Source organism: Streptomyces paludis, from assembly GCF_003344965.1.
GTDB lineage: Bacteria > Actinomycetota > Actinomycetes > Streptomycetales > Streptomycetaceae > Streptomyces > Streptomyces paludis.
In genome coordinates, this window is the sequence record NZ_CP031194.1 from 1034968 (window position 1) to 1050194 (window position 15227).

Below are 15227 nucleotides of genomic sequence, written 5' to 3' on the forward strand. Positions count from 1 at the left end.
GTCAGAAGAAGGCTTTGGCCAGGCCCAGCGCGCCCTGTTTCCACGGCTCTTGGCTGGTCCGGCCCGTGGACGCGGTCGCTTCGGAGGTGGTTCTGGTGGTGCGCCACCACGCGTAGGTCTGGAGAATGGCGTCCCTGTTGGAGTGGCGGGGCGACCAGCCGAGCACCTTCTGCGCCTTGTCGATGCTGACGTAGGAGTCCGCGCGCAGCTTGTGCACCAGCCGGCCGTACACCGGGGAGAGCCTGAGCCGGCTCAGCAGATCGAGGGTCAGGACCGCGGGCGCGGCGGGTACGGAGATCACCCGCTTGCCGTGTCCGGCGGCGTCCAGTACGGCCTGGAAGTCCTCGCGCAGGGTGCCGAACTCGGCCGCCGCCAGATTGAACGTGTCGTCGGCGGCCTCCGCCGGCGCGGCGAGCGTGGTGGCGACGGCGTCGACCAGATCGTCGACCGAGAACATCTGGATACGGACGTCCCCCCGCCCGAGGACCGGGAAGTTGCGGCCCTCCTCCGCCCATTCGAAGAGCATGGCGAACAGCCCCATCCGGCCGGGTCCCACGAAGGTCTTGGGCCGCAGGACGGGAACGCACAGTCCGCGGGCGCGGAACTCCTCGGCGACCTCCTCCGCCCCGGCCTTGGCCCTGCTGTAGGCGTCGACCGGACTGCGCGGATAGTCCTCCGTGGTCGGGACCGTGTCCGGCAGCCCGTACACCGCCGTGGAGGAGATGTGCACCGCGCGTTCCAGCCCGGCGTCGGCGGCGGCCCGCAGGACTGTCCGGGTGCCGTCGACGATGATCGAGCGGATCTCGGCCTCCGGGTAGCTGGGCAGCGCCGCCGCGGTGTGCACCACCGCGTCGGCCCCGGCCAGTGCGGCCCGTACGCGGTCCAAGTCCCGTATGTCCGCGGTCAGATGGTCCACGCCGGGCACCCGCTCGGCGGGCGGCCGTACATCGAGACTGCGTACCCGGGTCCCGGCCGCGGCCAGCGACCTGACCAGATTCCCGCCCAGCATGCCGCTGCCGCCCGTCACCACCACGGTCCTCACCACAGCGACGACACCTTCTCGCGGACGAAGCGGGTGACCAGACGGGGCAGTCCGACGGCGAGGGTGCGCTCCAGGCGCTCCAGGAAGATCTCCACCTCGTCCGGGGTGGCGACCAGGGGCGGGCCGACGACCAGCGGGTTCTTGCCGTTGAGTGTGTAGTAGGCGTAGATGTCGTGGTCCTGGTACAGCGCGTTGATGACGGCGCAGGTGACCACCTTCGTACCGAACTGCGGGTCCTTGGCCAGCCCGCCGGGGGCCAGTTTGGCGACGAGGTCGAGGATGCCGGGGCTGCCCAGGAAGGCGCCCCACAGCGCGCCGGCGCCGCGTACGTCCGTGACGATGTCGGAGTGCTCCTTGGCGATCCGTTCGAGGCCGGGGCCGAGGACGCTCTCGATCGCCCTGGCGCGCGCCGGGAAGTCCTCCTCCACGGCGATGTTGATCGCCTCGATGGCGGTGGCGCACTCCTCGCCGAACCCGTAGTAGGTGGTGCTGGTGCTCTGGAGCAGCGCGTCCCGCAGATTGTCGTACGCCTTGCGGAAGACCGGCCGGCGGGCCACGTACGCGGAGATGGAGGACTTGCCGCCGCCGAAGGACTTCGATGTCGTCACCACATCGGGTATGAGCCCGGGGTAGCGCATGAAGTAGAACATCGTGCCGGTCTTGCCCCAGCCGCTGTAGATCTCGTCGAAGATGAGGATGATGTCCTCCTTCGTGCACAACTCCCGCACTCCGCGCAGGAACTCCTCCGAGCACCACCGGATGGTGGAGGCGCTGAACGGTTCGATGAGCAGGGCGTAGACATCGGCCCGGCCCTTGCTGTCGCGGGTCGCGTCCACGGCGGCCCGTACGGAGTCCAGATCGTCGTAGGTGAAGGTGGAGACACCGGGGATCCCGGGAAAGGCGAAGTGGTTCTGCGCGCCGCCGGTGAGGCTGCCCGAGCCGAGGAGCTTGCCGTGGAAGCTGATGTCGCTGCGGAGCACACTGTTGCGTTTGCCGCCGTGGTACTTGTACGCGAGCTTCACCGCGCCCTCGACGGCCTCCGCGCCCGAGTTGGGCAGGAAGGACATGTCCAGGTCGCCCGGGAGGACGGCGGCCAGATTGTGGGACAGCGCGGCCAGGTAGGGGGAGAAGTAGGTCTTGTGGACCTCCATCCGCCCGTTCTCGGCGAACCGTCGGCGGGCTTCGAGGATCCGTGGGTGGTTGTGGCCGTGGTTGAGGACGCCGACACCTCCGGTGAAGTCCAGGATCCGGCGGCCGTCCTTCGTATGGACGTACGCGCCCTCGGCCCGGTCGACCAGTTCCCGGCCGAAGCCGAAGGAGGTCATCAGGGACACCTGGCTCTTGTTCACGTACTGGCGGTACAGGTCGTGCACTTGGCCGACGGACATGGCTTCGGCGTCGTCGATGCTCAGGAGTTCTGTCATGCGATGGTCCCCTTTCGGAGGGAGGCGGTAAGGACCCGGCGGTCGCGGAGCGCGACCCCACCCAGGGCGGTGCCCGAGGTGACGAGTTCGGCGACGAGCGTGAGCACCCTGCTGCCGAGGGCGGTGGCGATGGCGGCGGGCAGCGGCAGGACGGAGGCGAGGGCGGGCACCAGCAGCAGTTCGCGGACGCCGACGCCATCGGGTGCGAACACCACGAGCGTCCCGGCCACGGTGGCGAGGGCGAACCCCCCGACCGAGGCGGTCAGCGCGGGCAGCGGCGCGGCGCCGAGCAGCACCGCGAGCACCCAGACATGCAGGCCCGACAGCACCCAGGCGACCGTCTGGTACGCGACGGCCCGGCGCAGGGCGCCCGGCCGGCCGGGGGACGGCGGTGGCGGCGGCCGGCGGCCGATCCGGGCGGCGAGCCCGGCCAGCCCGTGGATCAGCTCGGGCCGGGCCACGAGAACCGCCAGCGGAACCAGGGGCAGCAGCAGCCACCACACTCCGTGGGGCAGCAGCGCCGGCGCGACCAGCATGCCGACCAGACCGCCCGTGAGCAGGACGACGACCAGGTTGACCAGGTACGTCCCGGCCATCTGGGCCTTGGTGGCGCCGGCCCGCTCGCCCATCCGGATCTGCGCGATCAGCCCCCAGACCCGGCCCGGCACGAACTTGCCCAGGAAGCCGACGAAGAACATCCGTATCCCGGTGCCGGTGGGTACGGGGAGCGCGATCGCCGACAGCGTCAGCAGCCAGGAGCGGGTGCCGCACAGCAGGCCCGCCGCGCTGATCACAACGGCGCCGAGCAGCGCCGCGGCCGAACCGCCGTGGAACAGCCCGGCGAGCACGGACCAGTCCTGTCCGCGCAGGGCGAGACAGATACCGGCCACCACCGCCACCGCGAAGAGCGCGGCCAGCGAGCGGCGCCACACCGCGCTCGGCACGCGGGTCTTCTTGTAGGGGGTCTTCGTGCAGGGGGAGCCGGGAACAGGGACGAGAACCGGCACTGCCGTCTTTTCCGTGGTCATGTGGGGGTCCGTCATGTGAGGTCCGATGCTTTACGGCGGGCGAGGCAGGCGGGACGGGCGAGGCGGATACGGACGGTGGGGCGGAGGCACGGACCGCACGCTACGGACCCGCCACGGCCGGGCGGGAGTAGCGACCGCCGATCCCGCCGGGGTTGTCGGCGAAGGTGGAAGACGGGGCTACGACCATGGGCGTACCGGGGTGCAGGGCGTCGTGTACGCATGGCTACGCGTGGGCCGGCATACCGATTCGCCCCTGATCCATTCCGGTTCCGCCGTCACGGCCCTCACTCGGGCGCCGCCCGCCGTTTACAGAGCGTTGATCTCCGAGCCTGGCGGAAGGCAGGGGGAGGGCTTAATCTGACGACCGGCGAATTGCGCTCGCTTTGCGCTCGCTTTGTGTTCGGTTTGCGCTCAAATCCTTAGCGGCAGAGTCCGTATCTGCGGCGAATTGGATGTCCGGGGCATAAGTTTGGGAGCGCTCCCACACTTGTGCGAGCTGAGAGGGATTCGTCAATTGTCCGCTTTGATGGCACACACCGACCCGAACCGCGGTTCCGCCGTCCATCAGGAGATCGATACCTCGATCCGCCGAGCGCTGCGCCGCGCGGGCCTGGAGCCGGCCATCCGGCCCGAGGCCGTCGATGAACTCACCGTCCACGCCTGCGCCCTCTTCGACGAAGTCATCGCCGTCGCCGAGACCGGCGGCCCGCTCGGCATGGTCACCGCCGGTGGCGCCGAGTGGAGTCAACCGGACATGGACTGGGCGCTGTTACTCCGGGCAGGAACCACACTCTTCGAGGTGGTACTGCCCATAGCCCTCCGCGAGCTGGCCCCTCCGGACAGCGCCGCCGCCAGCCGGGTCAGCGCACTGCTCCACCGCGGGATCACGGCCCTCGTCGTCCGCGGTTCCCTGACCGAGCCGCCCTCCCCGCGCGAGCTGATCCTCAGTTCGCGGCGGGACGAACGCCGCCGTATGGCACGGGAGTTGCACGACCGGGTGCTGCACGGCATCGGCCTGGCCCTGCACAGCCTCGACCTGCACCGATACCACGCGGAGTCCTCCCCCGTACTGGCCCGCGACAAGGTGGACTCGGCGATCGACCAGCTCTGTCAGGCCGTGCACACCCTCCAGCAGTTCTCCGGGGAACTGCGCCGGTCGGTGGGGCCCGGCGATCTGGAGCCGGCGCTGCGCTCCTATCTGGCGGACCATGTCGAACCGTCGGTGGAGGTGGCGATGCGTACGAGAGGGAATCTCGCCTCGCTCCCCGCGGACATCGGCGAGGAGGTCTATCTGATCGTGCGCGAGGCCGCCCGCAACGCGGTGCGCCACGCCTCGCCCGTCCAGCTGGACATCGCCGTCGAGGTGAACGACCGGACGATACGCGCGACGGTGACGGACGACGGTTGCGGCACCGACGCCGACGCCTCCCGGCCCGGCGGCGGCCTGTCCTCCATGCGGGAGCGCGCCCTGCTCCTGCGCGGGCAGTTCGTCTGGACCAGCGCGCCCGGCGCCGGCACCCTGGTCGCGGTGCGGGTCCCGCTCGGGGAGAACCGCCGATGAGTGTCCCGCCGGACCCGCCCGCGGTCCGTATCTGCCTCGCCGACGATCACACCCTGATGCGCGACGGTCTCAAGGAAGTCCTCCACACCGCCCCGGGATTCACCGTGGTGGGTGAGGCGTCCACCGGCACCGAGGCCATGGCGCTCGTGGGACGGCTCCGTCCCGATGTGCTCCTCCTGGATGTCGAGATGCCCGGCCCGCATCCCGCCGAGACCATCCAGCAGGTCGCCCGGATCGCTCCGGAAACCGCGGTGCTCGTCCTGACGATGCATGACGATCCGCACATGGTGCAGGAGCTGCTGGAGGCGGGGGCCTCCGGCTATCTGCTCAAGTCCATCCTCCGGGAGGAACTGATCGCCGCCGTCGGCTCGGTGGCGCACCGTACCTCCGGCAGCGTGGTGCTGATCGTCTCCCGCCGTACGGTGGGGCAGTTGCACCGGCAGAAGCCGCGCGACCGCAAGACTCAGTTGACGGACCGTGAGCTGGTGCTGCTGCGGCTGGTCGCGGAGGCCCTGAGCAACGCCCAGATCGCGGCGCGGCTCTTCATCACGGAGGCCACGGTCAAACGGCATCTCACCAACGTGTACGCGAAGCTGGGGGCGGTGTCCCGGGTGGACGCGCTGCGCAAGGCCACCGCGGCCGGGCTGATCGGCGACGGGAGACCGGGCCACGCCGGGCCGCTGCACGGCGCCCCTCCGTGACCTGCCGTACGGCCGGGGCGCGCGGAGCACCGGTCAGGAGCCGCCGCTCGCCCCTCTCTCCGCGCTCTCCCCGCCCTCCCACTTCCGCTGCACCCTGTTCATCGAGTCGAGCCAGCGCTCGGGGTCATCGGCGCGCGCCCGGTAGAGTCCGGCGGCCTCGGGGTGCGGCAGGACGAGGAACCGGTCCTCCGCCATGGCCGTGAACAGGGCGTCGGCGACGGCCTCCGGCTCGATGGCGGTGCGCGCGAGGACCAGCTCCCCGGCGCTGCCCGTCGCGGCGAGCATGTCCGTACGTACGCCCTGCGGGCAGATCGCGTGGACCTTGAGGCCGCGGTGCCGGTAGGTCAGCGAGAGCCACTCCGCGTACGCCAGCGCGCCGTGCTTGGTGACGCTGTAGGCGGGCTCACCGATCATCGTGAGCAGTCCGGCGGCCGATACGGTGGAGACGAACCGGCCGGCACCGCGCTCCAGCCAGCCGGGGATCAGCTCCCGGCTCGCCCGTACGTGCGCCATCACATTGACGTCCCACGCGGTCGACCAGACGTCGTCGCCGGGCAGCTCGTGGCCGGGCGGGAAGCCGACCCCGGCGTTGGCGCAGTAGATGTCGACCGCGCCGCCGAGCGCGGCGCGGGCGTCCCCGACGATCAGCGAGGCGTCCCCGGGGACCGCGACGGCCCCTATCGCGTCGGCGACGGCCGCGGCCTTCGCCGCGTTCAGGTCGTTGACCACCACCCGGGCGCCCTCGGCGGCGAACCGCCGCGCGAGCGCGGCGCCGATCCCGCCCCCGGCCCCCGTGACCACCACTCCGGCACCGCGCACCGTATTCAGCACCGTATTCATACGGACAGACTAACCAGTCGGTATGGAGCGGGGAAGATACCCGCAGAGCACCGGTCGGAGCACCGATCGGAGCGTCGATCACCGAGGCAAACGGAGGTGGCGGAGTGAGTCTGTCCAGACGGGATCTGCTGAGCGCGGGCACAGTCGCGGGAACGGGGGCCGCGCTGGGGGCACTTGCCCCGGCCGCCGCCCTCGGCGCACCGGCGGGGGTCCCCCATGCGGAGGCCCCGGGCGCGCCGCGCGTGCGGACCGGGTTCGAGCGGCTGGCCGCCGACGGGTACCGGGCGCTGGCCGGGCAGCGGGTCGGTGTGCTCACCAATCCGACCGGCGTCACCTCCGGCGTACGCCACATCGTGGATGTCATGCACGCCGACGACCGGGTGGACCTGGTCGCCGTCTTCGGCCCGGAGCACGGCTTCCGGGGTACGGCGCAGGCGGGCGGGTCCGAGGGGCGCTACGACGACCCGGCGACCGGCCTGCCGGTCCACGACACGTATCTCAAGAGCGGGCGGGCGCTGGCGGACATCTTCACCGCGGCCGGTGTCGACACCGTCGTCTTCGACATCCAGGACGTGGGCGCCCGCTTCTACACGTACATCTGGACGCTGTACGACGCGATGGAGGCGGCGGCGCTGGCCGGTCTGCGCTTCGTGGTCCTCGACCGCCCGAACCCGACGGGCGGGCGCCAGGCGCTCGGTCCCGTACTGCACCGGGAGTTCGCCACGTTCGTCGGGCGCGAGCCGATCGCCCAGGCGCACGGGATGACCGTCACGGAGCTGGCGCGGCTGTTCAACGGCGAGTTCCTGGCGACGCCCGTACGGCTCGACACCGTCCCCATGTCGGGCTGGCGGCGCGGCGACCTCTTCGACACGACGGGACTGCCCTGGGTGCCGCCGAGCCCCAACATGCCCACCCCGGACACCGCGCTCGTCTACGCGGGCACCTGCCTCTTCGAGGGCACGAACCTGTCGGAGGGCCGCGGCACGACCCGCCCGTTCGAACTGCTCGGCGCGGAGGGCATCGACGGCGCCTGGGCGGAGGCGGCGAACGCCCAGGGACTACCGGGCGTGCGCTTCCGCGAGGCGTACTTCACCCCGACGTTCTCGAAGTTCCAGGGCCGCACCATCGGCGGCGTACAGCTCCATGTACACGACCGGAACGCCTTCGATCCCGTCCAAACCGCGATCGCCCTGCTGGTGACGGCGAAAGCGACATGGAACGGCTTCGCCTGGCGCGCCGACCACTGGATCGACCGCCTGACGGGCTCCACATCCGTCCGCACCCTGATCGACGCGGACGCACCCCCGGCCGAGATCGCCGGAGCCTGGCAGGACGACCTGACCACGTTCCGCACCGTAAGAAAGCAGTACCTGCACTACCACTGACCACCCCGCCCACCGCGCGGCGCCTCAACGCCCAAGCAGCACCCGCGTCTCATCACTCACGTTGGGCAGCTCGCCGCGGTCCGCCCACATCGCGCCGTCGTGCTCGGTGAGTTCGACCGGTCCATGCTCCTCGACCGTTACGGAGAAGGTGAACTGACGAGTCATCAAGCCGCTGCCTGAGGCGTAGTCAAAGGCCCCGGCATAACCGGTGACCTCGGCAAGCGCGAGACCGGTCTCCTCCGCGACCTCCCGGCTCAGCGCCTCCCCCACCCCCTCGCCCGGCTCGACACCGCCACCGGGCAGCTCCCACAGCCCACCGAGAAAATCGTCGGGCTTCCGCCGCAACAGCAGAACCCGACCGGCCTCATCACTGATCAGCGCGCCCACGACGAACTGCCCGATACCCGCCTCCGCGGCCTCGGCCAGAAGGCCGGGGACCAAGTCGGGTTCGCTGGCGAAGAGGGAGGTCACAGCAGCTCCTTGTAGTGCTCGGTCACCTTGCGGGCCGCTCGTACGTACTGATCGACGAGCGGAAGATCCTCGCCACGATGCCAGACGGGAAGCTTGATCGTGTGCCGGTAGCTGTGCTCGGCGAGTGGAAAGTCCCCCTCCGCGTAGCGACGGTGGGAGAGCGGATGGCCGGGGAACAGCGGACCGGGCTGCCGGTACAGCGACAGCCGATTCATCGGGCAGGTCGAGCCGGGCCGGTCGAACTCGGTCGCGCCTTCCGCCAAGAGCGCTTGATGGAACCTCTCGATGCCCAGCCCACCGAGCTCCTCCGGCCGGTAGATGAGCGTCAACCCGTACCAGGACGGAATCACCCCACAGGGCATCGGGACGGCATGCAGGCCGGGCATGTCGGCGAACCGATCGCCGAGGTGTCGGGCGATCTCGGCCCGGCCTGCGAGATAGCCGTCAAGGCGGCCGAGCTGGTCGTGCGCGAGGGCGGCGGCAAGCGGATGGATACGGAGTTTGAGTCCGGCGCCGGTGACCGCGTACCGCGCGAGCGGATGGTCCGCCGGGATCTCCGACTTGGCCCGCTTGTTGTAGTGCGCGAAGGTCAGCACCCGGTAGTACGTGTCGTCATCGTCGGTCAGGACGAACCCGCCCTCACCGCCGGACAGCGGCTTGGGGCCGTTGAGGGAGAAGGCCCCGGCGAGGCCGAATGTCCCGGTCTTCTGCCCGCCGAGGGAAGCGCCGTGAGCGTGGGAGCCGTCCTCCAACAGGGCCAGGTCATGCGTCTCGGCGATCGCCCGGAGCGCGCCCGTGTCGGCAGGTCTGCCCCAGAGGTGAGTCACCATGACGGCCCGCGTCCGGGGAGTGATCAGCTCCTCCACCCGGGTCGGGTCGATGTTGCCGTCCGGGCCGGTCTCGCAGAGCACCGGCACGGCTCGCAGGTGGAACAGCGGAGAGGCCGTGGCATGAAAGGTCCAGGCCGGGACGATCACCTCGTCCCACGCGTTGACGTGGGCGGCCCAGTAGGCGGCGTGCAGCGCGGCGGTACCGGAGCTGAGGGTGATCGCGTGCCGCACCCCGAAGTATGCCTGCAGGGCGTCCTCCAGTTCGGCGACGATGCCGGACCGGCCGGGGAGGGAGATCGCGGTGTCCAACTGGGCCGCCACCCTGGCACGGGTGGTGTCGTCGATCGGCGGCCACGCGAAGTGCGTGCCGGTAGCGGTTACCGCCGGCCGACCGCCGAGCAGCGCAAGGGGAGAGGTCACGCCATCTCCTTCGGGTCGATGTAGCGCCCGGCCTTCTTCGACTCGTAGCAGGAGGCGACGAAAGCAGCGTGGGCAAGGTGTGCGTCAGGACCGGAGATGTTGGGGCGCCGGCCGTCCAGGACCCGGCAGAAGTGGTCGATCTGGGCGGCCGAGGCGCTCACCGGAGCCTGCGGCCGGGACAGCTCTTCCACCACCGTGCCGTCCAGGGCAAGGCGCTGGACCCGGCCCTTCGTCAGCAGCACCGCGCCGCGGGTACCGACGACGTGCAGCTTCTCGGTCCTGGGTGCCATCCAGCGCGAGAGCAGAAGGGAACCGTAGAGGCCGTTGTCATAGCCGAGTTGGATGACCGCGGTGTCCTCGGCGTCATAGCCGCCGCCGGGTACGGCGGAGGCCGAGAGTTCGGCGAGCACCCGGGTGGGCATGCCGAAGTACCACAGCAGCAGGTCCACCAGGTGGTAGCCCATGTCGATGATGCACCCGCCACCCGCCCGGTTGACGTCCCCGCGCCAGCCGCCGCCGGGGTCGGCGGTGTGGAAGGTGTACTGGCCGTCGATCAGGAAGGGGGTACCGATCTGGTCCAGCAACTGCGGTACTGAGGTGTACAGAGGGTTGAAGCGCCGCTGAAGGGTGACCATCAGCTCCACTCGGCCCGCCGCACAGATCGCCGCGAGGTCGCGGGCCTCGGACAGGGACGTGGCGAACGGCTTCTCCTTCATGACGTGCACGCCTCTGGCGGCGCAATCCTGGATCACGGCGCGGCCCGCGTGGTGCGGTACGGCGACGATCACGAAGTCCGGCCGCACCGTGTCCAGCAGGTCGGCTGCGCGGGTGAACCCCGGCACCTTCAGCACATCCTGCTCGGTCCGCAGGACATTCGGTTCGCTGTCACAGATCGCGACCAACTCGGCCATGCCGGAGCTGAGCAGGCCGGGCAGGTGGTCTTCGAGCGCCTGCCGGCCGAGGCCGATGACTGCGGCTCGACGTTTCATGAGCAGACTCCTTCCGCTTCGTGTGAGGACTTGTCGATGCGTGTCGAGTACAGCCCAACGAACAGTCACCGCACAGACATTGTCCGTAGTCCCGAGGTGGTCCCGCCCTCGCGCGCAGTAGCCTTGCCGTCACTGTCGATGATGGAATTGGGCCCGTGGACGACACGATCCGGCACCCCCTCGCGTACGCACGCGACCTGCGCGGTTGGTCTCAGTCGGACCTCGCCCTGCGCATGGACCGGGCGGCCCGGGAACAGGGGCTCCGCTCCGGTGCGGACAAGGCCGCCGTCAGCAAGTGGGAGAACTGGCGCAAGGACCCCAGCACCGAGACCCAGGGCTGGATCGCCGCCGCCTTCGAGGTCCCGGCCGAGGACGTTCAGGTCTTCGGCTGGCCGGACTGGCTGCCGGGCCATGACATTCCCCTGCCGCTGGGCTCCGCATATACCGTTCAGGCACTTCGAGAGGCCCAGAGAACCGCGATGGACCGCCGCAACTTCATGACCCTCAGCGCTGTCTCCCTGGCCGGCCTCGCATCCCAGTGGGCCCGCATCGAACCGGACCGTCTGACGACGGCCCTCAACGGCAAGCGCGTGGATGGCGAACTGATCAACTGGCTGGAGGACACCAGCGCGAAGCTGACAGCCCTGCCGACCGAACAGCGACAGCACACCGCCCGGCTGATGGACGCGCATCTCGCGACCGTCACCGATCTCATCGAAGAGGGCCGCTACAGCGAGCCGACCGGGCAGCGCCTGCACATCCTGGCCGCGTCCCTCGCCACCACGTGCGGCTGGCACCGCTTCGACCAGAGTCGCCACTCAGCCGCAGGCCGCCTGTGGACCTCCGCCCTGCACAGCGCCCATGCCGCGGGCGCACGGGACTTCGGGGCCGGAGTCCTGTCCGATTTCGCCTACCAGTCGAACTGGCTCGGCAAGCCCAGCATCTCCCTTAACCTCCTCGGCGACGCGCTCTCGCGTACCGAGCACCCCACCGCCCGTTCGCTTCTCTTCCTTCGCCGGGCACGCGCGCACGCCGCACTCGGTGAACGCTCCGGCTGTTACCGCGACCTGACGGCCGCCGAGGCCGAGCTGTCGGCCACTCCCTCCGACCCGGCCCCCGGCTGGTGCGCGTGGATGAGTCCGGCAGACCTCGCCGTCGACTCCGGCCAATGCATGCTCGATCTCGGGCAGACCGACCTCGCACTCGCCCGTATCACCGAAGGGATGAGCCTGCTGCCACGTGCCCGGGACAAGACACGCGGCATCTTTCTCACCTACGAGGCCCGCAATCTCCTCAAGGCCCGGCAGGTCGAACAGGCCCTGGCCGTCACCAACGAATCCCCCGACCTCGCCGCCCGTATCGGCGCCGAGCGATGCGTCTCCCTGGTCCGCGATCTCGCGCCGGCCTTCAAGCCCTATCAGCGGGTGGACGGTGTGCCCGAGTTACTGGAGCGCCTCAGGGCCGGCTGAGCGCCGGCTCCCGGATCCCCGAACGAAGAGCAGGCCCCGGGGGCTGGTGCCCCGGGGCCTGTTCGTCGTTCGGTGGCTGGATGTCAGCGTGTCAGCGGTGTGAGCGGAACTCGACCACCTGCTGGTACGTCGGCCTGTTCTGCCAGTTCACCGTGGGGTGGGAGATGCCTCCCAGTGCGCGGTGGATGATCGCGTCCGTGCACCACTGGTCGCCGGCCGAGCAGCTCTCGTCGCCCGGGTAGACCTCCTTGACCGGTACGGCCGCCGCCGTCTTGAGGGAGGCGAGGAGCGTGTCGCGGCAGGCGGTCAGGGAGCCGTTGCCGCAGTACGTCTCCGGGGTGCGGGCCTGGACGGGGTCGCCGAGGGCCTGGCGCAGGTCCTTGTCGACGTAGCCCCACCAGCCGTACTGGAAGGACGAGCCGCTGTGCGCGCCCGTGGGCCCGTGGCTCGACGCCGGGGACTCGTCGATCGCGAGCGAGGCCGTGAGCGCGTTGTAGAGGCTGTCCCCGAGCCCCGGTTTGAACTGCGCCTCGACCAGCCGGGGCCACCACGCGTCCATGATCCGTACGGCGGCGGCGTGGGTGTAGGTGCGTGAGCCCTGTCGGGTCTCCTTGCGCTGGGAGCCGGCCGTGCGCCAGGTCTCCAGTTGCTGGACGACGGTGTTCAGCGCCGAGTCGGTGACCGGCGCCGAGCGGATCACCTTGAGCAGGGCGGGCAGCACCTGCTCGCCGCGCAGGTCGGTGACGGCCGCCTCGGCCATCGCGCGGGTGAGCGACGCGCGGGTGACGCCGCCCCGGGCCACCAGCGCCTTGACCCGGTCGTCGAGCAGATCGCCGCGGTGCACGGCGCCGTAGCCGAAGCCGGCCGCGTCGTAGTCCTTGGCCTGCCGGTTGTTCCAGGAGATGTAGTAGTCCTGCCCGATGGACTGCGGGTGCTGGGCGAAGGGGGTGTACGAGGCGGTGTTGGCCGTGGGGTCGAAGCCCTGCCACTCGTAGGCCCGCTCGGCCTTGACGGGCAGCGACGCGTCGACGTCGGCCGCGCGCACCGGGTTCAGGCCGCTGTTGTAGTAGCCGGCGGTGCGGGAGTCCGCGTAGAACCAGTTGAAGGCGTAGCCGATGTGGTGGGCGGCCTGCTGGAAGGAGGCGGCGTCCTTGACGTACGAGGGGTCGTTGAACATCTGGAAGCCGATGATCGAGTCGGCCTCGTGCCGGTAGGTGGTCCGCAGTGAGGTGTACGCGACGGGCTTGCCGCCGACGGTCGCGCGGTGGGTGACCATGCCGTACTTGGTGCGCCAGACCTGGAGCCGGTACGAGCCGGCCGCCGTGGAGTCCGCGGTGGTCGGCTTCCAGGAGTTCTTGCGCTCCATCTTCTCCATCGGGGTGCAGACGGAGCGGTAGAGGTACGACGTGGACGCCTTGGTCGGGGCGGCGCCGCTGGGCTCGCACAGCTCGACGGCGTACGTGTCGGTGATGTCCTGCATGGACGAGGTGGCGCTCCAGGCGTAGTCCTGGCCCCGGCCCATCTGGACATACATGCCGACGCCGGCGAAGGAGACACCGCGGGCGGAGATACCGGGGCCCTGAAGCTCCTGGAGCATCATCAGCTGTGGCGCGAAGTAGCCGGTTTGCGGGCCGAATACGGCGATCGGGTTGCCACTCGCGGTGTGCTGTCCGGAGACGAGGAGCGCGTTGGACATCCCCTTCTTGGCGGAGAGGGTGCCCTCCGGGAGGACTCCGTCGTCGAAGATCCCCCGGGCCGGCTCCAGCTCCTCCGGGACGCTGACGGCCGCCCGGGCGGCGGTGACGGCGGAGCCGGTGCGGTCGTACACGAGCGGTTCGGCGGTGACGGAGCCCGCGTCGGGCAGGGCCGTGCCGCGCGGGTTGGCCGGCTTCACCGCGTACGGGAAGCTGCTGCCGTCGTGGAGGGTGAGGACGGCCTCGGGGTCGTTGCGCTGGCGGAACGACTCCCAGACCTCGGTGCCCTTGACCACGCCGTACTTCTGCTGCGCGGCCAGCAGCGAGAGCGCGGCCTGCACCTCGCCGCCCCCGCCGCCGCCGAACTGGCCGCCGACGACGGACGCGATGGAGATCAGGTCGGTGAGCTTGAAGGGCTCGATCTCGCCGACGTTGGTGATCGAGTCGATCTTGCCGGTGAGGACGTACTCGCCGGGGAAGTAACGGCCGTTCTTGGCCTTCTGGCGGTAGTCGTTGATGCCGTCCACATACGCCTGCGCGTCGGCCATGGCCTGCTCGCCGCGCGCGCCGTGGGTGGTCCGTATGTAGGTGATCTGGGCCTCGTACTCGGCTTCCGTGTACGGGGCGGCGGGCCAGAACTGCTGCTCAAGGCCCTGGTTGGCGAGCGCGCCGCCGGCGAAGGAGGTGAGTTCGCCGCGGCCGATGTGCCGGAAGAGGTCCATCATCCAGAGGCGGTCCTGGCCCGCCGCGTAACCGGCGCCGAACTCGGTGCCGTAGCGGGTGGTGCCCTGGATGTGCGGGACGCCGGTCTTCTTGTCACGGGTGATCGTGACATCGGGGCGCGGGGAGATGACGGACTCGACCTGGTTCGCGGGGACGCCGAAGGAGGCGTCGTTGAAGAAGTCGGTGATCTTGGCGTCGGTGAGTCCGCTCTGCCCGGCCACCAGCGAGTCGTACCGGCTCAACTGGTCGGAGGCATGGGCGGGGAAGGTGCCGAAGATCTTGTTGCCGAGGATGTCGGCGAGGGTGGCGTTGCCGTTCTGGCCGGGCGGCAGGATGTCGGCGCACTGGCCCTGACAGTGGTCGGTGACGGGGTCGGCCGCGACGGCGGCGGCCTGCTGGACGGTCGCGGGGGACTGGGCGGCGGCGGGGGACTGCGGGGACAGCAGGGCCGCGCCGAGCGCGAACGCGCCCACGACGGCGGTGGCGGCGACTGCTCCGGCACGGGTACGGACGGTTCTTCCGGCGCGGACGGCTCGTCCGACGGGTGATCGCATGGGGGCTCCTCGGAAGGGCGGGTGGCCGGATGTTACCGCTGGTATGACTCGCGAGTAAGGTGAACATCAGTCACCTTTTCGCAACCCGCCACCCGG

The 15227-nt window shown here is 70.3% G+C and carries 12 protein-coding genes; 4 read left to right on the forward strand and 8 right to left on the reverse strand.

Annotated elements, in window-relative coordinates:
• Window position 1: 1 nt before the first annotated feature.
• The 3 genes from DVK44_RS36940 to DVK44_RS36950 are packed head-to-tail and all read right to left on the reverse strand — an operon-like array spanning window position 2 to window position 3494.
• Window positions 2-1045: an NAD-dependent epimerase/dehydratase family protein gene (locus tag DVK44_RS36940; protein ID WP_228446987.1), complete on the reverse strand. Its 1044-nt coding sequence runs from the start codon at window positions 1043-1045 to the stop codon at window positions 2-4.
• Window positions 1039-2466 (reverse strand): aspartate aminotransferase family protein, encoded by a 1428-nt coding sequence (locus DVK44_RS36945; protein ID WP_228446988.1) that lies wholly within the window; start codon window positions 2464-2466, stop codon window positions 1039-1041. The genes DVK44_RS36940 and DVK44_RS36945 overlap by 7 nt, the downstream gene beginning before the upstream one ends.
• Complete coding sequence (locus tag DVK44_RS36950) at window positions 2463-3494, reverse strand: lysylphosphatidylglycerol synthase domain-containing protein (protein ID WP_162793658.1); 1032 nt, start codon at window positions 3492-3494, stop codon at window positions 2463-2465. Before DVK44_RS36950 ends, DVK44_RS36945 begins: the two co-directional genes overlap by 4 nt.
• 526 nt (window positions 3495-4020) lie before the next feature.
• Between DVK44_RS36950 and DVK44_RS04500 the strand changes: the two genes are divergently transcribed.
• Window positions 4021-5055, forward strand: a complete 1035-nt coding sequence (locus DVK44_RS04500; RefSeq protein ID WP_114658433.1) for a sensor histidine kinase — start codon at window positions 4021-4023, stop codon at window positions 5053-5055.
• On the forward strand, window positions 5052-5756 hold the full coding sequence (locus DVK44_RS04505) for a response regulator (RefSeq protein ID WP_114658434.1): 705 nt from the start codon (window positions 5052-5054) through the stop codon (window positions 5754-5756). The genes DVK44_RS04500 and DVK44_RS04505 overlap by 4 nt, the downstream gene beginning before the upstream one ends.
• A 33-nt stretch (window positions 5757-5789) precedes the next feature.
• Here DVK44_RS04505 and DVK44_RS04510 read toward each other — a convergent pair whose 3' ends face one another.
• Window positions 5790-6596 carry an SDR family NAD(P)-dependent oxidoreductase gene (locus DVK44_RS04510; protein WP_408055286.1) on the reverse strand — a complete coding sequence of 269 codons (807 nt, stop codon included), beginning with the start codon at window positions 6594-6596 and terminating at the stop codon, window positions 5790-5792.
• A gap of 104 nt (window positions 6597-6700) precedes the next feature.
• Between DVK44_RS04510 and DVK44_RS04515 the strand changes: the two genes are divergently transcribed.
• Entirely contained in the window at window positions 6701-7981 is a 1281-nt protein-coding gene (locus DVK44_RS04515) for an exo-beta-N-acetylmuramidase NamZ family protein (RefSeq protein ID WP_114658436.1), read from the forward strand.
• A gap of 24 nt (window positions 7982-8005) precedes the next feature.
• Here DVK44_RS04515 and DVK44_RS04520 read toward each other — a convergent pair whose 3' ends face one another.
• From DVK44_RS04520 to DVK44_RS04530, 3 genes are read right to left on the reverse strand one after another with little or no spacing between them, the layout of a single operon-like run.
• A complete protein-coding gene (locus tag DVK44_RS04520) occupies window positions 8006-8452 on the reverse strand; it encodes an NUDIX hydrolase (protein WP_228446989.1) in 447 nt (148 codons plus the stop codon).
• Entirely contained in the window at window positions 8449-9702 is a 1254-nt protein-coding gene (locus DVK44_RS04525) for a DegT/DnrJ/EryC1/StrS family aminotransferase (RefSeq protein WP_114658437.1), read from the reverse strand. Before DVK44_RS04525 ends, DVK44_RS04520 begins: the two co-directional genes overlap by 4 nt.
• Window positions 9699-10691: a Gfo/Idh/MocA family protein gene (locus DVK44_RS04530; RefSeq protein WP_114658438.1), complete on the reverse strand. Its 993-nt coding sequence runs from the start codon at window positions 10689-10691 to the stop codon at window positions 9699-9701. Before DVK44_RS04530 ends, DVK44_RS04525 begins: the two co-directional genes overlap by 4 nt.
• A 155-nt stretch (window positions 10692-10846) precedes the next feature.
• Between DVK44_RS04530 and DVK44_RS04535 the strand changes: the two genes are divergently transcribed.
• On the forward strand, window positions 10847-12160 hold the full coding sequence (locus DVK44_RS04535) for a helix-turn-helix transcriptional regulator (RefSeq protein WP_181957399.1): 1314 nt from the start codon (window positions 10847-10849) through the stop codon (window positions 12158-12160).
• A 91-nt stretch (window positions 12161-12251) separates the two neighbouring features.
• Here the strand turns inward: DVK44_RS04535 and DVK44_RS04540 are convergent, their stop codons facing one another.
• A complete protein-coding gene (locus DVK44_RS04540) occupies window positions 12252-15131 on the reverse strand; it encodes a penicillin acylase family protein (protein WP_181957400.1) in 2880 nt (959 codons plus the stop codon).
• Between the last annotated feature and the right edge of the window lie 96 nt (window positions 15132-15227).